The following is a 25,021-nucleotide window of genomic DNA, read 5'->3' on the forward strand; positions in this document are numbered from 1 at the left end:
AAGATGCTCCTCAAAATGCTGATAGTACAGGAAATTATATCAACGATTTTTCGAATATATCTATCATAACTTACAATATATCAACGATTTTTCAATTATATCTATCGTAACTCAAAATATATCAACGATTCGACAAGGAATATCGATTTACCGACAAAAAACGCCAATCCCTTTCTTATATACGAAAAGGCTGCTCCAAAACGGAACAACCTCTTTATCTATTCCTGAACCGTCACAATAACCCCATCCATATTGTTCCCCGAAATTTCATACTGCTTATTTACTGGGACATTTACGTTCATATTCTCTGAAACTTTATAATAAGAAACCGTATATTTCTTGCCTTCCACCTCAGTTGAAATTTCTTTTTCCTCTTTTAAGAACTCTAAATATTCCTCTAGCGTAAAATTCTTTTTTTGCATAATTGCGCTATGAGGTAAACCGACGTAACGTATATGCCATGGCTCATATTGAATGCCTGTAATATTACTTTTATTTTTCGGGTAGCGTAATACAAAGCCATGCTTCCATACGTTCTCTTCCACCCACTTACCTTCAGGAGCCCTCTCCATTTTCTTTTGAGTAGACCCAACATCGAGTGATAATCCTAAATTATGCTCACTGTATCCTGCTGGGAGTGCATAATCTGATCCCATTTCTTTATATAATTTACTTTGTTCTTGAAAATCTCGGTACCCGCTACTCATTAGGAAATGCTGTACTCCATCTTTTCCAGCCGCATCGACAACGTTCAAAAACTTTTTTACAACACCCTTTGATAAGCGAAGGTTTCTATCAAATATTACATAACCTCTTACTAATTCACTATTATGATTTACATTTATAATATCAGACCTAATACTATCTTTCTTTACTGGGTAATCTTTATTAACTAATAGTAGATCCCCTTTATAAATTTGTTCTTTTGTAACCTCTACCTTTTCCATACTTGCAGTCTTTACTGCACTATTTTCCCCGCCGATTTTCACATCAATTTCCTTTTGAAATAACGGTGATATATAAACGCCTACACAGATTGTGCATGCTATAAAAAAAGAAATAAATACCCACTTTTTCATTTCTAGTTCCCCCTTAACGTAACTTACGTATAGAATAGAAAAAACTATTAAAATAAAAAGTGGGGTAAAGTTTAAATTTTTATTAAATTGTTACGTTCTCGTCTTTTGGCAATCTCACTTCAAATAGCGTTCTAACTACATTACTTTCAGCAGAAATCGTACCGTTATGCTGCTCGACAATATTTTTTGCAATAAATAGTCCAAGGCCTGTCCCGCCACGGTTCTCGGTTCTCGCTTTATCACCTGTATAAAACATATCAAATAGATACGGTAAATCTTCTTCTGGAATGCTATCTCCGTAATTCATAACTTGCACGACAACTTCTCCATTATCGACATACCCATTCATATCAATAAATTGTCCATCATATCCGTATCGAACAGCATTTGTTAACAAGTTTTCAAATACTCTAGCTAACAATTTTCCATCACCGTGCATCGGTAAATGAGCATCAACATGCAATCTAGCTTCTAAATGATGTTTCTCTAATAACGGATATAATTCCTCTTCTAACTGTATAAGCAACTCACTTATATCAATAGGCTTTTTATCCAGCTTTAGCATGCCATAATTCATACGTGTAATTTCAAATAGCTCATCAATTAAACTTTCCAGCCTTTGTGATTTCGTATATGCAATCGTGGAAAAATGTTTAATTTGTTCCTTCGTCAAATTCTCATCTTTAAGAATTAAATCTAAATATCCTAACACGGATGTTAATGGCGTTCTTAAATCATGAGCTAAATTCACAACGAGCTGATCTTTACTACTTTCAGCAAAGTCGCCTCTTTCCACAGCTTCTTTTAACTTTTCACTCGCAACATTTATTTCGCGCGCGATATTTCCAAACTCATCATTTGATGAAACTTGAACTTTATTTGTAAAGTTACCGTTCGCAAGATGATGAATCCCATTAGAAATTTCATCAAAGTATTTTAAATACGGTTTTGTCAAAAAGAAGAAAAAGATAATAGATAACGGAATAAAGAAAATTAAAAAGAAGTTAATGTCCCCAAATTCCCTTACCATTGATCGAAATTGCGCTAAAGGCTCTTCGTAGCGAACCATCTTTTTATAATACAGCTGCAATCCTTTATAAATTATATAAGTTACAGTTGCTGCAAGCACCATACTTAACGCAAATAAGGCAATCATTTTAAAACGAAAGCTTTTCATCATGTTAGCCATTGAAAGTATAACCTACCCCCCACACTGTTTTTATTAACTTATCCTTTCTTTTATCTTCCCCAAGCTTTTTCCGTAACGTACGAATATGTACCATAACTGTATTTCCACCTTCATAATAATCATCTGCCCATACTTGCTGAAAAATATTTTCCACATTGTACACTTTCTTCGGATGACTCGCTAATAAATATAAAATGTCAAATTCTTTCGGTGTTAACTCAATTTGCTCTCCATATACATTTACCGTTCGGCGCTCAGGATCAATAATGACTCCGCCAATCTCTAAAGCAGACTTACTCTCCGCTACTTTCGGTTGATTTAACGTAAAAAACCTACGCAGTTGTGCATTTACACGTGCAACTAGTTCTATTGGTGTGAAAGGCTTTGTCATATAATCATCCGCACCTAGTACAAGACCTGTCACCTTATCGAAGTCAGATGTTTTCGCGCTTAAGAAAATAATCGGCATATGATATTTGGCGCGAATCTGTCTCGTCACTTCATACCCATCCATTTTTGGCATCATAATATCTAAAACGACTAAGTCAATTGACTGCGTTTCAATAATATGAATTGCCTCTTCCCCATCAGCTGCTTTCACAACGTGGTACCCTTCTTTTTCTAAATGTATCTCAATTAAATCAGCAATTTCTGCCTCATCATCAGCTATCAAAATTGAAATGCGCTTCATCTTACTCCCCCTTTATACGCTCGATTTTAAACTAGTCTATCCAATTTGTACAATACAAAAAAGGCTACCCGTTTGAGTAGCCTTAGTAAATGAAATTATATCGACCATAACTTGAATTATATCGGCGATTTTCCAATTATATCGACCGTAACTCGAATTATATCAGCGATTATTGAAATATATCGACTTACCGACAATTAACGACAAAACCCTCTCGCTATTTGCGGACAGCCTAACGAAACTTCCATTTACCGCTCAAACACAATCCGCTGCTTCGTGATTTCATCCAGTCTCCCACGATCTACTTCATACTCAGCTTCAACACTTTGCGGTACAATCACTTTCCCGCCCTTAAGCATCACTTCCGGCGAAATAATATCCTGCTCCCAATGTCGACTAGAAGCGGATATATCACCAGGAATCGTAAAGTTCGGCAATGAAGCAAGCGCAACGTTTTGTGCTCGTGATATCCCCATCTCTACCATACCACCGCACCAAACGGGTATGTTATGCTCCATGCAATAATTATGGATTTGAATAGATTCTGTTAATCCGCCCACTCGCCCTGGTTTAATGTTAACGATGCGGCAACTACCAAGCGTAATCGCAACGCGCGCGTCTTCTAAACTATGGATGCTTTCGTCTAAACAAATCGGCGTTTCAATTTTCTTTTGCAGCTGTGCATGATCAAGAAAATCGTAATCCGCTAGCGGTTGTTCAATCATCAGCAATTGAAATTCATCTAGTCGTTTCAGCCTCTCCGTATCCGCTAATGTATAGGCTGAATTTGCATCAGCCATTAACGGGATATTCGGAAACTCTTTACGAATTTCTTTCAATAATTCGTAATCATGCTCTGGCTTTATTTTCACTTTAAAACGCTCGTATCCTTCTTCCGCGTACTTCTCGATTTGTTTTAGCATAACCGGAATCGTATTGATCCCGATTACAACGCCGACCTCAATTTCAGACTTCGTTCCGCCAAGCAATGTCGCTAGCGGTTTCTTTTGACGCGTCGCATATAAATCCCAAACAGCCCCTTCTATTCCGGCCTTTGCCATTCGGTTTCTCTTTATATGCTGGAACAAACTCGGCACTTCATTCGGATGAGAAATTTCAGTTTCCAATAAATCCGGTATTAAAAAATCCTGAAGTACATGCAGTGCTGTCTTCAGCGTTTCTTCCGTATACCACGGTTCAGAAAAAGCAACGACTTCACCAAAACCAACGTATCCATCTTTATCTTCTAATTCAACGACGATACTCTCACGCCTTTCGTAAGTTCCGTAGCTTGCAGCAAACGGGATTACGAGTGGCATTTCCGTTATATAAAGTGTCACTTTTTTTATCTCCACCTACATCTCCTCCACTAATTGTCTTAACTCTCGTCTTAACAATTTTTTCGAAGCGTTTCGTGGTAATTCCTCTAAGAAACACACTTTCTTCGGCACTTTATATTTCGCTAATTTCTCCTCGCAAAAATGAAGAATTTCTTCTTCTGTTACCTCTCCGCTTTTTACAACAAAAGCAGCTGGCACTTGTCCCCAACTTTCGTCAGCCATACCGACAACACCGCCTTCTGCTACTGCAGGATGAGATAGTAACACTTCTTCAATTTGAGCTGGATATATATTTTCTCCCCCAGAAATAATTAAATCACTGCGGCGGTCTAATACGTATAAAAATCCTTCTTCATCTAAATAACCGAGGTCACCAGTATAAAGCCAGCCATTTTGAATTGTTTCACGCGTCGCATCTTCACGGTTAAAATAGCCACCTGTTACGTTCGGTCCTTTTACAACAATTTCTCCTTCAGCATGTGGAGGCACTACTACGCCGTCTTTTTCAATACGAAGCTGACATTGGAATAGTGGTTTTCCAGCTGATCCTACTTTCGTTAACATGTAATCTGCTGATAACGTACAAATTTGCGAAGACGTTTCTGTCATACCGTACGTTTGATACACAGGAATTCCTTTTTCTACACACGTTTCTAATAACGATTTCGGCGCTGGCCCTCCGCCTAGTAACATGCATCGTAAAGAAGAGGGATATGTCTCTTCTCCAAGTCGCTCTAAAAGATCTGTTAACATTTTAGAAACGACAGAAATAATCGTAACGCCTCTCGTTTGAAGTGCTTCATGAATAAAATTAGCATCATATTTCGGAACGAGTAAAATGCGCATACCGTACATAATATTTTTCATTAACAGAGATAGCCCGCCAACGTGGAACATCGGCATACAAGCTAACCAGCAATCATCATCACGAAGCCCTAAATTAAGCGAAGAACCGACTGCGCTTGCCCAATGATTACCGTACGTTAAAATAACGCCTTTCGGCTTCCCTGTCGTCCCAGACGTATAAATAATTGTCATCGCTTCTTCTAAAGAGAATTCTTCCTGTATAGATGCTTCTGCCTTCGATCCATTCATCACTTCAGCAAATGAATATACAGGAACATCTGTAGTCTCAAAATCTTGATCCGTCACTAAACAAACAACTTCAGCATCATCCATTTGCCAAAGTAGCTCTTCTCTTGAAAGACGCGTATTTAAAAGTACAGCTACTGCACCTACGTAAGATAGGGCGTGAATAACTGTAATCATCTCCATACCATTTTTCATCAGAACAGCCACCTTTTGTCCACGCTTCACTCCAACATGCGTGAGACGTTCACAAACAGATACTACTTTTTCATGCAGCTGCATAAAAGTAACCTTTTCATCCTCTATTTCAATTGCAGTGCGATCTGGTGTTAAAAATGCACGTTGCTTTAACCAATTTGGCATAGTTTCCATCATACATTCTCCTTTCCTGAAAGAAAGAGACTTGATATGACATCAAGTCTCTTAGTTGTTTTGTTTCCGGTTGATTCCATCTAGCTACAGCGGCTAGAACAGTCGGCTCCGCTTTTGGTTTGATCACGGGAAACGAGGGAATTGACCGAAGTCCGGACTGCGTTTTTCTTTGAACGCGTCACGACCTTCTTTTGCTTCGTCAGTTGTGTAGTACAATAACGTTGCATCTCCAGCTAATTGTTGAATACCAGCTAGACCGTCTGTATCTGCGTTGAATGCAGCTTTTAAGAAACGAAGTGCCATTGGGCTGTTTGCTAAAATTTCTTGTGCCCATTGTACTGTTTCTGCTTCAAGCTCTTCTAATGGTACTACTGTGTTTACTAAGCCCATATCAAGCGCTTCCTGTGCGCTGTATTGACGACATAAGTACCAAATTTCGCGAGCTTTCTTGTGGCCTACCATACGAGCTAAGTAACCAGCTCCGTATCCACCGTCAAAGCTTCCTACTTTAGGACCTGTTTGTCCGAATACAGCGTTGTCTGCAGCGATTGTTAAGTCACATACGATATGAAGTACGTGTCCTCCACCGATTGCATAACCTGCTACCATTGCGATAACTGGTTTAGGAATTGCGCGAATTAGACGTTGTAAGTCTAATACGTTTAGACGTGGGATTTGGTCGTCACCTACATATCCACCATGACCGCGAACTTTTTGGTCGCCGCCAGAACAGAATGCACGTCCACCTTCACCTGTTAAAATGATAACGCCAACATTTGCATCATCACGAGCGTGTGCAAAAGCGTTGATTAACTCCATTACCGTTTTAGGACGGAATGCGTTATGTACTTCAGGGCGGTTAATCGAAATCTTTGCGATACCATTGTATGTTGAATAAATAATATCTTCGTAATTGCCTTCTTTTACCCATTCAATAGCCATTACAACTACCTCCTTGTATATTTCTGATCTCCTCTATAAGTGTAGCTTCCCTCTTAGGTGAAAAAAGCATCACTGCATAGTTTTTAGAAATCCCTTTACTATTGTATCAAACTTTTCCGGTTGTTCCACATGAATTGCATGGCCAGCACCATCAATTTTGACAAATTTCGCGTCAGAGACGCATTTTTCGATATTTTTTAATATGCGAAAGAACTTTTCATCATGCTCACCGTTCACTAAAAGAACAGGCATTTTTAAGTTTTGTAGCTCATTCCACCATGAAGGCTGAGCCCCTGTTCCCATGCCTCGCAAGCTATTTGCAAGTCCTTTTGGATTGTTAGCAAGTCGTTCTTTTCGCACTGCTTCTTGTACCTTTTCTGCTAAACGTTTTTGCGTTTCGAACAGCGGAATATTTTCCCACATCGCTACAAAACTTTCGATTCCTTCTCGCTCAATTTTATGAGCAAGTCGCTCATCTTTTTCACGACGTTCTTTTCTAGCCTCTTCACTTTCAAGCCCAGCTGTACAATTTTCTAATAAAAGAGAACGTACATATTCTGGATATAGGCATGCCATCGTAATCGCCAGCCTACCGCCCATTGAATAGCCGAGTATGTGCGCTTTTTCAATATGAAGGTAATCTAGCAGCTCTTTCATTTGTAATGCCGCATTTCTAATATCATAATGCGTCACAGCTTCAGGACTTTCCGTTTTTCCGTGCCCAACAATGTCTACTAAAATGACTTGAAATTTCTCGCTCCAAGAAGGAACGAAAGAACGCCACGTTTCCATGCTTCCCGTAAAACCATGAAGAAGTAGAAGTGGTTCACCGCTTCCGACTACTTCATATTCATACGATACACCTTGCAACGTTACTTTCATCGTGATTCACCTTGTAAAGATGTAGTAATTACGTCCATCGTTTTTGCCCATAATGTACGGTGCAATGTTAAGTTCTCATCACGATTCGTACAAATTTCCACAACGTGTAAACCTTCCGCCCTTGTTCCCTTTTGTACCTCTTCTCGGAATTGCTCCCAACCATTTACACGGCTAAATGAACCACCGTACATTTTAACAACGTGTTCATAATCAAGCCCAATCGGTGTTCCAAATAATGATTCAAAATGTTCCTTTTTCTCATACTGTGGTAAGAATGAGAAAATACCGCCACCGTCATTATTTACAACGACAATTGTTATGTTTAATTCATGTAATTTCGCTGCTAACAGTCCATTTAAATCGTGATAAAATGATAAATCACCGATGACTAATACGAGCGGATCGCAAATAATGCTCGCGCCTAAAGCTGTTGAAATGATTCCATCGATACCATTTACACCGCGATTTGCCATCACCTGAATGTTTTTATTTGATGTGAAGAAGAATGAATCTGTATCACGAATTGGCATACTATTACTCGCAAATAACGTTGCCCCATCTGGTAATACGCGTACAATATCCGTAATAACCTTTCCTTCAAATGCCGTTTCATATGTTTCCATTTCACGAAGCGTTTCCTTCGTTATTTCGTTTATATGTTGCCACATTCCGAACCAATCATTCTTTTTCATAGCTGGCATTTTTTCTATTAATGCACTACAAAATGCAATATCATTTGCCTGCACAACTTCTGTCGCAACAAGAGCTGGATCTCTCCATTGTCCGGATTCGTCGACAACGATATGAACGGCTTTCGTCTGTTTTTTAATAAACTGCGTTAATGCTTTCGAAACAGGCATACCACCAAAGCGAATCATAACTTCTGGCTTCCACGTTTCTTTTAACAACTCATTTCGTAAAAATGTATCGTAACAGTCGATTACCATCGTTTTATCGTGATTTCCGCTACGAATGTTAGAAAGTGGATCCGCTAATATTGGATATCCTGTTTTTTCAGCTAATTGTGCTGCAAACGCTGCGATTTCTGAATGACTATCATCTCCACAAATAATAAGCCCCTTTTCCATATGTGAAAGGCGCCCTACAAGAGAATCTACATATTCACTCGGCATCACCGCGTTCCCTTGCTGAACTACTCCTGTATATTCCCCGCGTCCTTTATCCCATAAACTTTCTAATGAAAAGTCCGGGATAAGCGGTTCACGCACTGGAAAATTAAGATGAACAGGTCCTTGCGGTGTTAAAAGTGCGCTTGCTATCATGCGCTGCGTCGTCATGCGAGCATAATGATACATCGCTTCACTCGCTTCTGGAATTGCCATCTCTGTAAATTGCTTCACAAACGTACCGTATAAATTAATTTGATTCATCGCTTGTGGCGCACCGACATCTCTTAATTCATGCGGTCTATCTGCCGTTAAGACGATAAGCGGCACTCGTGAATGAAAAGCTTCACATACAGCTGGGTAATAGTTCGCCGCTGCCGTTCCTGACGTACATAATAATGCAACAGGACGTTTTTTTGCTTTTGCGATACCAAGCGCAAAAAATCCTGCTGATCTTTCATCTACGTGTAAATATGTGTTCATTCCTTCATGTTGTTCCATTAGTAAAGCAATCGGCGTTGACCGTGAGCCTGGACTAATGACAACATCACATACATTTAGACGCGTCAGTTCATCCACGAACGCGCCTAAATAATATGATAATGCTTCTATATGATTGTTCATTTCATTAATTCCTCCAAAGCACCAAGCATCGGTCTAAACTTCAAACTTGTTTCTTCATATTCAAGTTGCGGTACAGAATCAATTACAATCCCACAACCGGCAAATAAGGATGCTTTCTCGCCATTTAATAATCCGCAGCGAAGCGCAACCGCAAATTCACCATTTCCTTCATCATCTATCCACCCAATCGGTGCACCGTACAATCCTCTGTCTAACAATTCCACATCACGAATGAGCTTCATCGCTTCCAAACGAGGTGTCCCGCCAAGAGCTGGTGTTGGATGTAATTCTTCTACCATTGTTAAAAGACTCACATCACCTTTTGCTTCTACAGGCGTATATAAATGAATTAAGTTTTTCGTTGTTAATAAACCCGGACTTTCCGGAATATTAACGACGTTGCAATGCTCATTTAATACACCGCGAATCATGTTCACTACATAACCATGTTCAGCTAAATTCTTTTCATCATGAAGAAGCGCATTACCATTTTGTTTACTTTCTTCTATAGAATGACCATGACCGATTGAACCAGCAAGACACATCGACGTAAACTTCTCATCTTCTTTGCGAATTAATCTCTCTGGCGTCGCTCCTAGGAAACATGCTCCTTTATAATCAAAAGAAAATACGTAACAATCCGGTTGCCCAATGCGAAGCGCTTCTAAAACAAGAGCAGAATCAATAGAATGATTCACCTCTACTTTTAACTCCCTCGCTAATACAACCTTCTGCACGTTACCCTGCTTCATCTCATCTTGCACTTTCTCAATTGCTTTCATCCAGCCTTTCGGATCAACTTCTACTTTAGAAGTAACAATTAATTTCGATCCTTCTAGCGCACATTTACTCTCCCCAAAAATTTTCTCTTCTAAAGAAATCATTTCGTTATAAAGAGTTTCTGCACAATCTGTTTCTGAAACAAATGTATTCATCGTTAACCACGCTTTTTCATTTTTTACAGTTAATAAAAATGCGGGTAGTGAAAATGTTGTATCTTTAAATTCTTTCCATAGGTCTGTTTTCTCTTTTTCTGGATCAAATGAAAACCCACCAAATAAAAGAGGACCTGTTCCAAATTCATATTCATCTCTTTGCACAAATGCATTCTCTTTTACTTTCTCCCACTCATCACGAGCAGTTTGAAAGCGCTTATGAGAAGAATTTGCTATAGTGAAAACAGAGCCAATTCCTGCAAATATTACATGCTGAGCTGGGTCTGCAAAATAACATCTATTTTCGAATGAAGTCCTTTTTCCTGCTGCATAAAACAGAAGTGGATCCACCCAGTCTATTTGTTTGACAAAACTAACTAATGTTTTTTCATTCTTTACACGCTTAATGGCCGCACTAAGAACTTCTTGCAAGCCTTTTTGTTTCGTTTGAATCACAATTGTCTCCCCCCTATGGGCGAAAAATAGTCATAATTACGCTTGATTTTAAGATACACCTCAAACGAAAGACCTGTCAACGTTTAGCATTTCTGAGAAATTCACCTTCTCTTCCTAGAAAATAAACGTTGACACTAAATGATGCTTTTTCTACACTTAATTGTGTACAATATGTGACCTAAGGAGGATTCAACATGGAAATGAACGTCGAAACGAATTCCTCTCCTACGGCGCCAAAGCCAAGTAAACAAACAGGCTGGCGCATTTGGTGGAGTTTACTACGCCCCCATACATTAACAGCAGCTTTCGTTCCTGTTTTCATCGGAACAGCATATGCGATGCAGGTCGGAGGTATAAATCAAATACATCTCCCTCTTTTCCTTATGATGCTTCTTGCTTGTCTTCTCATTCAAGCAGCAACAAACATGTTTAATGAATACTTTGATTATAAAAGAGGACTCGATCACGAAGGTTCAGTCGGTATCGGCGGCGCTATCGTTCGCGATGGCATTCAGCCAAAAACAGTGCTTAACTTAGCATTTGGATTTTTTGGCATCGCAATGCTATTAGGCGTTTATATTTGTATGAATTCTAGCTGGTGGCTTGCTGCAATCGGTCTCGTTTGTATGGCCGTTGCTTACCTTTATACAGGCGGCCCACTTCCAATTGCCTATACACCATTTGGAGAGTTAACAGCCGGATTATTTATGGGTGTCATTATTATCGGGATTTCATTCTTTATTCAAACTGGAACTGTAACATCAGAAGTCATTTTACTATCTATTCCAAGCTCCATTTTAATTGGTGCCATTTTACTAGCTAATAACATCCGTGACTTAGATGGCGATAAAGAAAACGGTCGTAAAACGTTAGCAATTCTCGTTGGACGTGAAAGAGCCGTTGGTGTACTTGCTTCTATGTTCATCGTTTCCTACATTTGGACAATTGCTTTAATTATCGTGGGCATCGTATCACCATGGATGCTGATCGTATTTTTAAGTGCACCGAAAGCATTTAAAGCGACGAAAGGTTTTATCGGCAAAAGCATTCCAATGGAAATGGTACCTGCGATGATTTCAACAGCAAAAACAAATACAATCTTCGGTCTCCTCATGGGAATCGGATTATTACTTGGATATTTCCTTTAAAAGGAGCTGCTAATGCGGCTCCTTTTTCATATACCAATTTCAGCTCATAATTCCTACTCGCAACGCTCATACTATGTAAAGAAACTGAATTGTAGGAAGGTGGATGACAATGTTAACTCCACAACAAGTAAATCAATTTAAATCCGTTTTAGAAAAACAAAAACAAGAACTAGAGCAAACAATACAAACTCATGAAAATGAAAATCGTGCCTCTGAACGCGATTCCGTCGGAGAATTGTCTAGCTATGATAACCATCCAGGTGATATGGCTACAGAGCTATATGAACGTGAAAAAGATTTCGGGCTTATTGAGCTTTGGCATAAACAGCTAGAGGATACGAAACATGCCTTGCAAAAAATAGAAGCAGGTACGTACGGTATTTGTGAAGTGTCTGGCGTGGAAATTCCATTTGAAAGATTAGAAGCAATGCCGACTGCTACAACATGCATACAGCACGCGACAAATAAATTAAATATGGAGACCCGTCCAGTTGAAGAAGAAGTATTGGCTCCTTCTTTCCATAAGCACGATGAAGATCATTCTGTTGAGTACGATACAGAAGATGCGTGGCAAGATGTCGCAAATTATGGAACGTCTGAAACACCGTCTGATTTAGAAAGACAAGATTCAAAAAATTATAATGGTATGTATGTAAATAGTGAAGAGAATGTTGGATATGTAGAGGATTTCGAAAACTTTATCGGTACAGATATGTATGGAAAAAACCCACAAGTTTTCGCCACAGAAGAACATGAAGAGTATGAACAAATGCTTGATGACTTTGAAGAGCGTACCTTCAAAGGCGAATTATCTTCAAATGAATCTAGTTCCAAAGAGTAAAGTGAAACTTTAATTAGTGTGGGGACCATCCCCCACTAATTATTAGCCCACACCCTTCGGACGTTTATGGGATAAAAAAAAGCATTCCGAAATTCGGAATGCTTTTTATCGCTAGCTAATTAGTTTTTTGTAACGTTAGCTGCTTGTGGTCCGCGGTTTCCTTCAACGATTTCGAAAGAAACTTCTTGACCTTCTTCTAAAGTTTTGAAGCCTTCGCCTTGGATAGCTGAGAAATGTACGAATACGTCTTCTCCGCCTTCAACTTCGATGAAGCCAAAACCTTTTTCGCCGTTAAACCATTTAACTTTACCTGTTTGCATGTCATGTACCTCCTAAATAAAAATGAAACTATGAATCCACATGAAAAGGTGGATATAAAGGACATGAATGTATAACAAGCTTACAGCCTTTAATACAACGTGCTTTATTTCCGTACCACATTATGTAGCTCAATAGTGCTTTCACTATATCACGCTATATGAAAAACGTCAAATGAGAACACTTTCATTCCATCATTTTTTTATAATTTTAATATAATGTTGAATTTCCATCTCCTTACTTTATTTGAAAATTAACAAAACTAGAGTATTCTAATACTATTAAATTCTGTACAATATAAATATATATTACATATGAGGTGAAAAAAATGAAGGCACATGAAATCGAATATAAGTTATACGGTGACGATATGCAGTTCGTTGAAATTGAATTAGATCCAGAAGAGAGTGTTATCGCAGAAGCTGGGGCAATGATGATGATGGAAGACTACATCGAAATGGAGACAATTTTCGGTGATGGTTCTGGACCATCTAACGGTCTATTCGGAAAATTAATGGGGGCTGGTAAGCGTCTTGTTACAGGTGAAAGCATGTTTATGACTGTATTTACAAATACAGGTCACGGCAAACGCCACGTCTCATTTGCTGCTCCTTATCCTGGTAAAATTGTTCCTGTTGATTTAACAGAATATCAAGGGAAAATAGTTTGCCAAAAAGATGCGTTTCTTTGTGCTGCAAAAGGTGTTTCTATCGGAATTGAGTTTACTAAAAAAATAGGAACTGGTTTCTTTGGTGGTGAAGGTTTCATCATGCAGAAACTTGAAGGTGATGGTCTAGCTTTCATGCATGCAGGCGGAACTGTATATAAGCGCGAATTAAAACCCGGCGAGAAACTTCGCATTGATACAGGTTGTCTCGTTGCCATGACAAAAGACGTTAACTATGATATTGAATTTGTAGGAAAAGTAAAAACAGCTCTATTTGGCGGTGAAGGTTTATTCTTCGCAACGCTAGAAGGTCCTGGAACGGTTTGGATTCAGTCCTTAACACTTAGCCGCTTAGCAGCACGCCTTACGAGTCCAGCAGCTCAAAGCACCGGTGAAGGCAGTGTTTTAGGTGGACTTGGTCGTTTATTAGATGGAAAAGAGTAAAAGTGCCCTTATGGGGCGCTTTTTATTTAGGTGGACTACGCTTCCCCTCTCCCTCATATAACTAAATGTTCCATCCTCATTTTCAAAACCCTCAAAAAGAATGAATCAAGTCCCTCACTGCATATATTTAACCATACCTTTTCTTAAGGAGGGCTTCCTTAATGCGTACTCCTTTATCCTTTGATAAAGACACTGCCATATTGTTAGCTTCTTGTTGTGAGTTAACGTATGAACAATATAAACAAAATGGGATTTTTGAAATACCAGATGGTTTTCAATATGTACAAGGTTTTCAAGGAAAAACCATTCAAATGACAGAATGGTTTGGATTCATATTAGAATCTGAGGATACAATTATTGTTGCTTTTCGGGGCACACAAACAGATACAGACTGGATTATCGATTCACTCGTCAACCAAAAGCCATACCCATATGCTTTAAACAGCGGAAATGTCCATAACGGCTTTCTTTCTATTTATGAATCTTGCCGAGATTCTATTATGGATATGCTCGTATCATTGCCAGCCCATAAAAAACTACTAGCTACCGGACATAGTTTAGGTGGTGCGCTTGCTACATTACACATATTAGATGCACGTATCAATACTGCCTTCGCACAGTATGGCCTTTATACATTCGCTTCTCCAAAAGTAGGAGATATCGCTTTTCGAAATTATTATAAACTACAAGTAGCTAGTAGCTTTCGTTTTGTAAATTTATTCGATGTCGTTCCACTTCTCCCTCCGCGAAACATAAATTTTAATGATCGTGATTGGGAATATGCCCACGTTCATCACAATATGACATTTACAAAAAATACAAAATCTATTACGAATAATCATTCCATGACAACATACAAAACATGTCTGACTTCTCATTTTTAACCAGTAAACAATTGGAAATTACACATTCGTATACTATAATAATATATGAATTTACTTTTGGATGAGGGGACCTTACATGTTAAAGTTTATCTTTGCACTTTTTCTCATTGTAATTTTTTCGGTTACAGGTTTCTTTACATTTTCATACTTTGCGACAGGAGAATATGGTGGAACAGGCATAATCTATACCGCTATCCCATTTCTTTCTTAAGCAAAATAAGTAAACCGAGCTTAGTCTCATTTAGCTCGGTTTACTTTGCGAAGCAATCGTATTCCTGTTTTAAAAGCGAATACACTTTAGAATCACTGTACGTATTATTCATTTTTACATTTTGCCTCAATGTACCTTCATATACCATTTTTAATTTTTGCATCACACGTTCAGAAGCTACATTTCTCACACTACATCTCCCTTCAATACGATTCAAATTTAATTCTTGAAAACCAACTTTTATAACTTGTTCTAACGCTTCAACAATAACTCCTTTCCCCCAATATGTTGGGCTAATTACAGCTCCAATCGATGCACTATTATGTGGCATAAGCCATATTCCACATGTTCCAATTACCTTTTGGTTATCATTCAGCATAATAGACCATATAAGAGCCTTACCATCTCGTATCGTTGTAAACATATTTTCTAATAAACGATGAGTTTCCTCTTTCGTTTTATGTACTTCCCTCGGTACATATGTAGCTGTTTCCGCATTAGAATATACTTCAAATAAATCAGCTGCATGTGCACCGTGTATCTTCGTTAAAATTAACCTATTTGTTTTTAAATCTCCTTGTTCATACATACCCTTCATATGCCATTCACCACACTTCTGTATAATGAGTAAAAGTCCCTTCAAAAGGGACTTTTACTTAATGCTGTTTAACCGTATTACCAATACCCCAAATTTCATTACTGTACTGCAAAATCGTTCGATCGCTCGCAAAATGACCTGATTGTGCAATATTTAAAATTGACATTTCTAGCCATTTCGTTCGATTTTCATAAGTACGCCCTACAGCTTCTTGCCTTTCCGCATATGGACCAAAATCTCGCAAAACGAAATATTCATCATTTTGAATAACGAGAGAATCGTAAATTGCTTCAAATTCAGCTCCCGACTGTGCAAAGAAACCATTCGTTAACTGATCTACTACTTTTTTAATATGCATATTGTGGTGATAATAATCACTTGCACGATATCCACCATTTTGATAGTAATGAAGAACCTCTTCCGCCGTTAAACCGAAAATGAAACAGTTATCATCACCGACCCTGTCTTTTATTTCAATATTAGCTCCGTCTAATGTGCCGAGTGTAATCGCACCATTCATCATAAATTTCATATTTCCTGTTCCTGATGCTTCTTTACTCGCAGTTGAAATTTGTTCACTTACATCCGCCGCTGGGAATATATCTTCCGCTACAGAAACTCGATAGTTTTCTAGAAAGATAACTTTCATATATTGGCTTACGTACGGATCGTTATTTACTTTCCTTGCGAGTTCATTAATTAATTTAATAATTTTTTTCGCATAATAATAGCCAGGTGATGCTTTCGCTCCAAAAATAAAAGTACGCGGATAAAATGTAAAACTAGTATCCTCTTTCAAACGGTTATACAAATATAAAATATGAAGAACGTTTAATAATTGTCGCTTGTAAGCATGCAGTCTTTTTACTTGCACGTCAAAAATAGAATTTGGATCAATTATAACCCCCATTTTATTATGAATACGCTCCGCTAAAATCTCTTTACGCTCTTGTTTTACCTCTGCAAATTTCTCTTGGAAACTCGCATCATATTGAACTGTTTGCAACGCCTGCAGCTTAATCGGTTCTTTCTTCCACTCTGTTCCAATCGCCTCTGAAATAAGGTTCGTCAGCTGCGGATTTGCCTTCATTAACCAACGTCTATGAGCGATTCCATTCGTCTTATTATTAAACTTATCTGGATAAAACTCATAAAACAATCGCATTTCACGTTGCTTCAAAATTTCCGTATGAATTTTTGCTACACCGTTTACGCTATGGCTACCGACAATTGCTAAATGAGCCATTTTCACAAGATCATGTGCAATAATCGCCATATCTTCAATGCGATGCCATTCGTACGGATAACGTTCCCAAAGTTCATGACAGAAACGTTCATTAATCTCTTCAATAATCATATAAATTCTCGGTAATAACGGTTTAAAAATGTGAATTGGCCACTTCTCAAGCGCTTCTGATAACGTCGTATGATTCGTATAAGAAATCGTTTGCGTCGTTATGTGCCAAGCCTCTTCCCATGCTAGTTTTTCTTCATCTAATAAAATACGCATCAGTTCTGGAATCGCTAAAACCGGATGTGTATCATTAATATGAATCGCAATTTTTTCATGTAATTGACGAAGGTCACCATATCTTTCTCTATGCGTACGAACGATATTTTGTAAACTTGCTGATACGAGGAAATACTGTTGTTTTAAGCGAAGTATTTTCCCCTCTTCATGCGTATCATCTGGATATAAAAACTCCGATACCGCCTCTGTTTCACGCTTATATTTCAAAATATCTTTGCAGTTTTGCGGGAAAGGAACTGGTTCAGCATTCCAAAGCCTAAGCGTATTTACAGTACTCGTCTCATAGCCTACTACTGGAACATCATATGGTACCGCCATAATGACTTCTGCATTCGTATGCCTGAACTCTAAACGTCCATCCATTTCTAACGGCTCCACACTGCCAAAATAGCTTACTTCTACAGCTTGATCATGCCTTCTTACTTCCCATACATTTTCATGAAGAAGCCATTGTTCTGGAAACTCAACTTGATAACCATCAACAATTTTTTGATCAAACAAGCCATGTTTGTAACGAATCCCACAGCCGTGTCCTGGTAAGTTTAAAGATGCGAGTGAATCAAGAAAACAGGCTGCTAGACGTCCAAGCCCACCATTTCCAAGACCTGCATCTGCTTCCACCTCTTCTAATTCTTGCAAAGAAATCCCAAGCTCCGAAAGGCCCTGCTCACATACATCCCTGATGCCTAAATTTAAAATGTTACTTCCAAGCAAACGTCCAAGTAAAAACTCAATGGATAAGTAATACATTTGCTTTTGCTCTCCAGACCGATAGCTTTCGTTCGTTGCAATCCATTGACTATTCATATACTCACGTACCATGTACCCAAGCGTATTATATTGATCACGAGTTGTAGAGTCTTTGAAACTTTTCCCATACATCGTCTCTAACTTTTCTAGAAAGGCTGATTTGAAACTTTCAACATGAGTAAACATTTTTTCACCACCTACATGTTATTCCATGAGACTTTTATACAATTTCTTATAAGCAAGAGCTGATTTCTCCCAACTATAATCTTCAGTCATCGCTTGTGTTACAAGCTGTTCCCATACCGGCTTATCGTGATAAAATTCAATTGCACGGCGAACCGTATACAACATGTCATGTGCATTGAAGTTCGTAAAACTGAAACCATTTCCTTCTCCTGTTTCTTCATCATAAGATTGTACAGTATCGTTTAATCCACCTGTTTCTCTTACAATCGGAATCGTACCGTACGCTAATGCGATAAGTTGTCCAAGTCCACACGGTTCAAACAGTGACGGCATTAAAAATAGATCGCTTCCCGCATACACTTGATGCGCAAGTTCCTCATTAAATCCGATATATACCTTCACCTTCTCTGGATACTCATATGCCATCCATTCAAAGAACTGCTCGTATTCTGAATCACCGGATCCTAAAATGATACATTGTACATCTTCTTCCATTATTTCACGGAATACAGTACGTACTAAATCAAGACCTTTTTGTTTCGTTAATCTCGTGACCATTGCAATAATTGGTGTATCCTCTTTTTCTGGCAAACCAAAATAACGCTGCAATGCACGTTTATTTTCATTTTTTTCATATAATGACTCTGCATCATACTGAGCTGTAATATACGAGTCCGTTTCTGGGTTATATACGCTCGTGTCAATTCCATTTACAATGCCACTCAGCTTATCATTATATTTTCGTAGCAATCCATCTAATTTCTCACCGAAAAACTCATATTGTATTTCTTCTTTATATGTCGGGCTAACCGCTGTAATTTGATCAGAAGCGATAATACCGCCTTTCATAAAGTTCACATTTCCATAAAACTCTAGCTGCTCACTATGAAAATATTCATCACCAAGCTCTAACAGGTCGTACATCACTTCAGGAGAAAATACACCTTGGAACTGCAGGTTATGAATTGTATATACCGTTTTAATACGCTCATATAATGGGTTGTCTTGATACTTTTCGCGAAGTAAGAAATTAACCATAGCGGTATGCCAATCATGGCTATGAAGAACATCCACTTCAAAATCAAGATGCGGAATACACTCTAAAACTGCCTTCGAAAAATAAGAAAAACGCTCTCCGTCATCATAATGACCGTACAAAGAATCCCTCTTAAAATAATATTCATTGTCTATTAAATAATACGTAATCCCGTCTTGCTCACCTTTTAAAATTCCGCAATATTGATTTCTCCAGCCAAGAGGAACGTTAATTACTTTATGAAGCGTACATCCATCTCTTAATTTTTGCGGAATAAGACTATAATTCGGAAGTATAATACGTACATCCACACCTAATTTTTTAAGCTCTTTTGGGAGCGCACCTGCTACATCAGCTAATCCTCCCGATTTAACAAACGGTACACATTCTGATACTGCAAATAAAATATTCACTTGTTGTCCCACTGCTCGAAAAGCATATATTACTCTTCTTGCAGCTTCCTCCCTTCGAGTTTTCATTTAAATTAAAACTTTAATCAGTGGAGGAAAGACCCCCACTGATTCTTCAAGAATAACTATTAATCGTACTGTTTTGAATGCTTCCTTTTTCTACAACGTACGGCTCATCGGTGTTTCCTTTTAAAACGACACCGTCACCAATTTTCACGTCTTTATCAATAATAACACCGTCTATTATACAGTTATCTCCAATTTGGCTCTTTTGCATAATAATACTATTACGAACAATTGAACCTTTTCCAATTTTAACAGAACGGGAAACAACACTGTTTTCTACTTCCCCTTCAATAATACTGCCATTTGCAATCATTGTATTTTTCACGACTGCACCCTTTAGGTAACGAGTTGGTGGCTCATCTTTTACTTTCGTAAAAATCGGTGCTTCTTTCTTAAATAATTGCTTCCAAATAGCAGGTTGCAAAATTTCTAAGCTATGTTTATAGTAACTTTCAATCGAGTCAATAATAGCTACATATCCTGTATGCTCATACGTAGCAATATGCAGTGATTTTCCGCGCTTTTCTCTCACTACATCAAATAAACTGTATTGCTCCACATCTTTATATGTCTCAAATAAATCTAACAATAATTGTTTCTTTAACACGTATGTTTGAAGCGAAACCCCTTCATGGCAAACTTCAGTAATATCAGCTGCCGTATGTATATGCCGCTCTAACACCGCCTGGAAATTTAATGCTGTTACGAGATGGCTATTCGTAATAACAACGTATTCTTCTCTGCTTCTTAGAAAATAATCAATATGTCTTCTAAAATGTGCAAAAGATCCAAACTCATCTTGGTCACATTGGCAATTTGGTGGGAATAAAAACAATCCGTCACGTTTTCTATCTAAATCCCACTGTTTCCCTGAACCAACATGGTCCATTAACGAACGGTTTTTATGGCTTGTAAAAACCGCCACACTATGAATATTAGAATTCACCATATTGGAAAGCATGAAATCAATGAGTCGATAACGGCCCCCAAACGGTAGCGCCGCTAGTGAACGATGCCCTGTTACTTTCTGTAAGGAAGTAAAACTTCCCGTTGCATTAATAATTCCTAACATTTTTTCTCCCATTCATTTCATCCCCCTTTTCTATTTCCCTTCAGCAATTAATACTACATCGTCAACATTTTTTTCTGGACGAATGATTGTTCCATCTTCAATAACCATTTCCGATCCAACAATTGCTCTTTCAATCACAACATTTTTCCCAATCTTCGCTCCTGGCATAACGACGGAATCAATAACCATACTACCTTCTTCCACCGTCACCCCTTGGAATAAGACAGAATGCTTCACGTCCCCTTCAATGACGCACCCTTCGTTAATCAGTGATTCTTCCACTTTTGCCTTTTCCGCAATATATTGAGGCGGTTCGTTTGGATTGACAGAATAAATACGCCAGTTACGATCATTTAAATTCAATGATGTTTCATCGCGAAGTAAATCCATATTCGCTTCCCATAAGCTTTTCACTGTTCCAACATCTTTCCAATATCCTTCAAACGGATACGCCATTAGCTTCTTCCCTTCATCTAATAAAAGCGGAAGTACATCTTTTCCGAAATCATTACTAGATTCAGGATTTCTTGCATCCATTTCTAAATACTCTTTCAAAATTGCCCAGTTAAAAATATAGATTCCCATTGATGCAAGATTACTTCTTGGAAATTGCGGTTTCTCTTCAAACTCAACAATTTCCATCTCTTCATTCGTATTCATAATGCCAAAGCGACTCGCTTCATCCCAAGGCACTTCAATAACAGAAATCGAAACGTCCGCTTCTTTCTCAACATGGTAATCTAGCATTTTACTGTAATCCATTTTATAAATATGATCGCCTGATAAAATAAGGACATACTCTGGTTCGTACTGACTTAAATAGTTTAAGTTTTGATAAATGGCACTTGCCGTACCTGTGTACCACTTCACACCTGAAGACTCCGCATAAGGAGGTAATACTGTGACTCCACCGTTTACTCGGTCTAAATCCCAAGCATTGCCGATTCCGATATAATTATGAAGTTCGAGCGGTTGATACTGCGTCAAAATCCCAACCGTTTCAATACCAGAATTCGCACAATTACTTAACGTAAAATCAATAATGCGATATTTACCACCAAATGGAACAGCTGGCTTGGCTAAATTTTTTGTCAATGCACTTAAACGACTACCTTTTCCCCCTGCTAGTAACATTGCTACGCACTTTTGTTTTTGAGCCATCTTGTTTTTTGCTCCCCTTTCTAGTCTTCACTGGTCGTAATATGGATACGCCAAATGGTGGAATTGTAATTTCTACATGTGCCTCTTGATTATGGTACGGTTCTAGAGTCGCCTTAAGACGTTTTTTATTCACTTGCCCCGAGCCGCCATATTGCTCCGCATCACTGTTTAAAATCTCGTTATAATACTCGAAATCTGGCACACCTACTTTATAGTTTTCATATGTAGCTTTCGTAAAATTACATACGACAACTAACGCATCTTCTTGTTTATCTCCTTGGCGAATAAACGAGAAAATACTTTGCTCATTATTATTAGCATCAATCCACTGAAATCCTTCAGGTGAATGATCAAGCTGCCAAAGTGGTTTTGAGCGCTTATACAATGCTATGAGCTCTTTAAAGTAATCATGCATATAACGATGCATTTCAAAATCATGTAAATTCCAATCTAAATCTTCAAGGTCTTTCCACTCATCAAACTGCCCAAATTCTCCTCCCATGAAAAGTAATTTCTTTCCTGGATGAGTAAATAAATATCCATATAATAAACGAAGCTGAGCAAACTTATCCCAGTAATCTCCTGGCATTTTATTTAATAACGACTTTTTCCCGTGAACGACTTCATCATGAGAAAGCGGTAATATGAAGTTTTCAGAGTAAGCATATAGTAAAGAGAATGTTATTTTCTCATGAATATACTTCCTGTATTCAGGTGCACACTCCATATATTTCAGCACGTCATTCATCCAGCCCATATTCCATTTGTAATTGAATCCAAGTCCACCTTCATAAGTTGGAGCTGTTACAAGTGGCCAAGCTGTTGAATCTTCTGCTGTCATAAGAAAGTCTTCATCCTCTGCAAATACCGCTTCATTTAACTCTCGTAAAAATGAAACAGCGTGCTCATTACTTTGCTCCTGTCCTTCTTTATTCCAGTACAACATATTCGCAACTGCATCCACCCTGAAACCGTCAATATGGAAATATCTCATCCAAAATAACGCATTTGAAATTAAGAAATTACGTACTTCCCTTTTTCCTAAATCAAAATTGACAGTTCCCCATACTTGGTTTTCTTGTACATCCTTATCTTTATATTCATAAGTCGGTGTCCCATCAAACAAATATAGACCGTGAGCATCTTTACAAAAATGCCCCGGCACCCAATCTAAAATGACACCGATTCCATATTTATGACATTCATCGACAAAATACATCAAATCATGTGGTGTGCCGAATCTACTCGTTGCTGCATAATATCCCGTCCCTTGATATCCCCAAGAACGATCATATGGATGCTCAACAAGCGGCATGATTTCAATATGTGTAAATTGATGTTCCACCACATACGGAATGAGTTCTTCTACCATTTCCCTATAAGAATACAGCGTTCCATCTTCTTTCTTCTTCCAGGAACCGAAATGTAATTCATAAACTGTCATCGCTTCTTTATAAACCGGCTTTTTCTTTTTCTTACGACTCCAGTTTTTATCATTCCATTCGTATCCCCTCATATCAAAAACTACAGATGCCGTATTCGGTCTTACTTCTGCATATACAGCGTACGGATCTGCCTTAAAAATGACGTCACCAGCCATCGTTTCAATCGCATATTTATATATTTCCCTTTCTTCAATATGCGGTATAAACAAGGACCAAATTCCCTCTTCTGTCTCTTGTAGCATCTTATGTTGCTCATAATCCCATTCATTAAAATCGCCAACAACACTCATTGCTTTCGCATGAGGAGCCCATACTGTAAATCGTACCCCTCGCATCTCATCTTCCGTCACAATATGTGCGCCAAAGATGCTATAACTCTCATAGTACTTTTCTGTATGAAACTCATCTCGTTTCACTTTTTCACAATTTATTACACTCAATATGCTCACCTCACTAAGATGACAGAATTTTTTATACTTTAACTATTTCTGCAAAAAACTGTGATATCCTTGTTAATTTATAAAAAATATTCGTTTTTTTCTTAAAAACGTTGGTTTTTCTTCACATTTCCGTGTAAAATATCGAATTTTGACGAATATTCATTGCAAACGCTTCATTTTCCCCTATCTTTTTTACTATCATTTTTTCTCAACCTCTATTTTATTAGGTTTAGCCTATTTTTCATGCTATTTTCTACTTAAAACCGCAGCAAAACAATCTGTCATAAAAAAATATTTCTCAATATTTTTTGTCATAATTTTATTGAAATGCAAAATTCATCAGCATATACTTGTTCTCAATAAAGAACATTACGCTTTCGTAAATATAATTCATACTAGAATACTGTGTTTACTTTACGAACGTTTCATAAAAAATCATATTAGGGGGCTTTCTTAGGTCATTGAAACAAAAAGTAGGAATGGGAGTTGTCACAGCAACGCTTGGCTTATCACTTACATGCGGCGGTGTATTCGCCTACTTCAATGATTCTGAAACATCTAGTAACTCATTTCAAGCTGGAACACTAGATCTTTCTATTAATCCAAGTGTAATCGTTGATGTGAAAGATTTAAAGCCAGGTGACTTTATTGAAAAAAATTTCACGCTTGAAAATAAAGGGTCATTGGATATTGCAAAAGTAGCACTTGAAACATCCTATGAAGTTACAGATGCAAAGCTAAATAATGACGGTGAAGATTTAGGCGACCACATTATCGTAAAGTTTCTAGTGAATGATGGAAAGCCATCGAATCCAAACGATGATCATGAAATTTTGTGGGAAACAAAACTATCAAAATTAAAAACTATGAAACTTGAGGATGTAGCTACATCTTTAGAACGTCATAACTTAATAGACGGTATTACATCTGGTGAAACAGATTATTTACACGTGCTCTTCTCCTTTGAAGACAACGACCAAGATCAAAATAAATTCCAAGGTGATTCCTTACAGCTAAACTGGACATTCCATGCCGAGCAAACAAAAGGCGTGGAGAAATAATTTTTAAAATACAAATTACCGGAGGC

At 38.0% G+C, this 25,021-nt stretch carries 22 protein-coding genes; 6 read left to right on the top strand and 16 right to left on the bottom strand.

The genetic code is table 11. The features are described from left to right. Positions 1-218: 218 nt before the first annotated feature. From MHB70_RS22785 to MHB70_RS22825, 9 genes are all read right to left on the bottom strand, one after another. Positions 219-1,079 (bottom strand): D-Ala-D-Ala carboxypeptidase VanY, encoded by an 861-nt coding sequence (locus tag MHB70_RS22785; RefSeq protein WP_000759391.1) that lies wholly within the window; start codon positions 1,077-1,079, stop codon positions 219-221. Positions 1,080-1,161: 82 nt separating this feature from the next. After that, a complete protein-coding gene (locus tag MHB70_RS22790; RefSeq protein ID WP_000002591.1) occupies positions 1,162-2,268 on the bottom strand; it encodes a sensor histidine kinase in 1,107 nt (368 codons plus the stop codon). After that, entirely contained in the window at positions 2,261-2,959 is a 699-nt protein-coding gene (locus MHB70_RS22795; protein ID WP_000822496.1) for a response regulator transcription factor, read from the bottom strand. Before MHB70_RS22795 ends, MHB70_RS22790 begins: the two co-directional genes overlap by 8 nt. Positions 2,960-3,207: 248 nt before the next feature. Further along, on the bottom strand, positions 3,208-4,314 hold the full coding sequence (gene menC / locus MHB70_RS22800; RefSeq protein WP_000403448.1) for an o-succinylbenzoate synthase: 1,107 nt from the start codon (positions 4,312-4,314) through the stop codon (positions 3,208-3,210). Then, on the bottom strand, positions 4,315-5,760 hold the full coding sequence (locus tag MHB70_RS22805; protein ID WP_000449538.1) for an o-succinylbenzoate--CoA ligase: 1,446 nt from the start codon (positions 5,758-5,760) through the stop codon (positions 4,315-4,317). A gap of 123 nt (positions 5,761-5,883) precedes the next feature. After that, positions 5,884-6,702, bottom strand: a complete 819-nt coding sequence (menB, locus tag MHB70_RS22810) for a 1,4-dihydroxy-2-naphthoyl-CoA synthase (protein ID WP_000963888.1) — start codon at positions 6,700-6,702, stop codon at positions 5,884-5,886. Between the two features lie 69 nt (positions 6,703-6,771). Further along, on the bottom strand, positions 6,772-7,584 hold the full coding sequence (gene menH, locus MHB70_RS22815) for a 2-succinyl-6-hydroxy-2,4-cyclohexadiene-1-carboxylate synthase (protein WP_061529471.1): 813 nt from the start codon (positions 7,582-7,584) through the stop codon (positions 6,772-6,774). Continuing rightward, complete coding sequence (gene menD, locus MHB70_RS22820) at positions 7,581-9,335, bottom strand: 2-succinyl-5-enolpyruvyl-6-hydroxy-3-cyclohexene-1-carboxylic-acid synthase (protein WP_001059229.1); 1,755 nt, start codon at positions 9,333-9,335, stop codon at positions 7,581-7,583. Before menD ends, menH begins: the two co-directional genes overlap by 4 nt. Further along, positions 9,332-10,726, bottom strand: coding sequence for an isochorismate synthase (locus MHB70_RS22825; protein ID WP_000616758.1), 1,395 nt, complete (start codon positions 10,724-10,726; stop codon positions 9,332-9,334). Before MHB70_RS22825 ends, menD begins: the two co-directional genes overlap by 4 nt. A 194-nt stretch (positions 10,727-10,920) precedes the next feature. Here MHB70_RS22825 and MHB70_RS22830 point away from each other — a divergent pair, with 194 nt between their 5' ends. Both MHB70_RS22830 and MHB70_RS22835 read left to right on the top strand, forming a co-directional pair. Continuing rightward, a complete protein-coding gene (locus MHB70_RS22830) occupies positions 10,921-11,874 on the top strand; it encodes a 1,4-dihydroxy-2-naphthoate polyprenyltransferase (RefSeq protein WP_000425759.1) in 954 nt (317 codons plus the stop codon). Positions 11,875-11,983: 109 nt separating this feature from the next. Next, the gene (locus tag MHB70_RS22835; RefSeq protein WP_000957401.1) at positions 11,984-12,715 is read left to right on the top strand and encodes a yteA family sporulation protein; all 732 of its coding nucleotides are present in this window, start codon (positions 11,984-11,986) and stop codon (positions 12,713-12,715) included. A gap of 119 nt (positions 12,716-12,834) precedes the next feature. On the opposite strand, the gene cspD is transcribed toward MHB70_RS22835, so the two are convergent. Further along, positions 12,835-13,035: a cold-shock protein CspD gene (cspD, locus tag MHB70_RS22840; protein ID WP_001193053.1), complete on the bottom strand. Its 201-nt coding sequence runs from the start codon at positions 13,033-13,035 to the stop codon at positions 12,835-12,837. A gap of 326 nt (positions 13,036-13,361) precedes the next feature. Here cspD and MHB70_RS22845 point away from each other — a divergent pair, with 326 nt between their 5' ends. The 3 genes from MHB70_RS22845 to MHB70_RS22855 all read left to right on the top strand — a co-directional run bounded on the left by MHB70_RS22845 (position 13,362) and on the right by MHB70_RS22855 (position 15,239). Further along, positions 13,362-14,144, top strand: coding sequence for a TIGR00266 family protein (locus MHB70_RS22845; protein ID WP_000643604.1), 783 nt, complete (start codon positions 13,362-13,364; stop codon positions 14,142-14,144). Between the two features lie 161 nt (positions 14,145-14,305). Beyond that, positions 14,306-15,028, top strand: a complete 723-nt coding sequence (locus MHB70_RS22850) for a lipase family protein (protein ID WP_001260116.1) — start codon at positions 14,306-14,308, stop codon at positions 15,026-15,028. 76 nt (positions 15,029-15,104) lie between these two features. Then, on the top strand, positions 15,105-15,239 hold the full coding sequence (locus tag MHB70_RS22855; protein WP_000911069.1) for a hypothetical protein: 135 nt from the start codon (positions 15,105-15,107) through the stop codon (positions 15,237-15,239). 40 nt (positions 15,240-15,279) lie between these two features. Here the strand turns inward: MHB70_RS22855 and MHB70_RS22860 are convergent, their stop codons facing one another. The 6 genes from MHB70_RS22860 to glgB all read right to left on the bottom strand — a co-directional run bounded on the left by MHB70_RS22860 (position 15,280) and on the right by glgB (position 23,934). Further along, positions 15,280-15,837 (bottom strand): GNAT family N-acetyltransferase, encoded by a 558-nt coding sequence (locus MHB70_RS22860; protein WP_000677946.1) that lies wholly within the window; start codon positions 15,835-15,837, stop codon positions 15,280-15,282. 58 nt (positions 15,838-15,895) lie between these two features. After that, positions 15,896-18,304 (bottom strand): glycogen phosphorylase, encoded by a 2,409-nt coding sequence (glgP, locus tag MHB70_RS22865; RefSeq protein WP_000494072.1) that lies wholly within the window; start codon positions 18,302-18,304, stop codon positions 15,896-15,898. Positions 18,305-18,322: 18 nt separating this feature from the next. Next, positions 18,323-19,753, bottom strand: coding sequence for a glycogen synthase GlgA (gene glgA, locus MHB70_RS22870; protein WP_002106619.1), 1,431 nt, complete (start codon positions 19,751-19,753; stop codon positions 18,323-18,325). 112 nt (positions 19,754-19,865) lie between these two features. Continuing rightward, positions 19,866-20,900, bottom strand: a complete 1,035-nt coding sequence (glgD, locus tag MHB70_RS22875; protein ID WP_000504178.1) for a glucose-1-phosphate adenylyltransferase subunit GlgD — start codon at positions 20,898-20,900, stop codon at positions 19,866-19,868. An 18-nt stretch (positions 20,901-20,918) separates the two neighbouring features. Beyond that, complete coding sequence (gene glgC, locus MHB70_RS22880) at positions 20,919-22,049, bottom strand: glucose-1-phosphate adenylyltransferase (RefSeq protein ID WP_000057608.1); 1,131 nt, start codon at positions 22,047-22,049, stop codon at positions 20,919-20,921. Next, the gene (gene glgB, locus MHB70_RS22885) at positions 21,997-23,934 is read right to left on the bottom strand and encodes a 1,4-alpha-glucan branching protein GlgB (protein ID WP_000111418.1); all 1,938 of its coding nucleotides are present in this window, start codon (positions 23,932-23,934) and stop codon (positions 21,997-21,999) included. Before glgB ends, glgC begins: the two co-directional genes overlap by 53 nt. A gap of 437 nt (positions 23,935-24,371) precedes the next feature. On the opposite strand from glgB, the gene MHB70_RS22890 reads away from it, so the two are divergent. Beyond that, the gene (locus MHB70_RS22890; protein WP_268258747.1) at positions 24,372-24,995 is read left to right on the top strand and encodes a CalY family protein; all 624 of its coding nucleotides are present in this window, start codon (positions 24,372-24,374) and stop codon (positions 24,993-24,995) included. Positions 24,996-25,021 lie beyond the last annotated feature (26 nt).

Origin of the sequence: Bacillus sp. FSL M7-1020, assembly GCF_038050415.1 — a bacterium.
Classification (GTDB): domain Bacteria; phylum Bacillota; class Bacilli; order Bacillales; family Bacillaceae_G; genus Bacillus_A; species Bacillus_A toyonensis.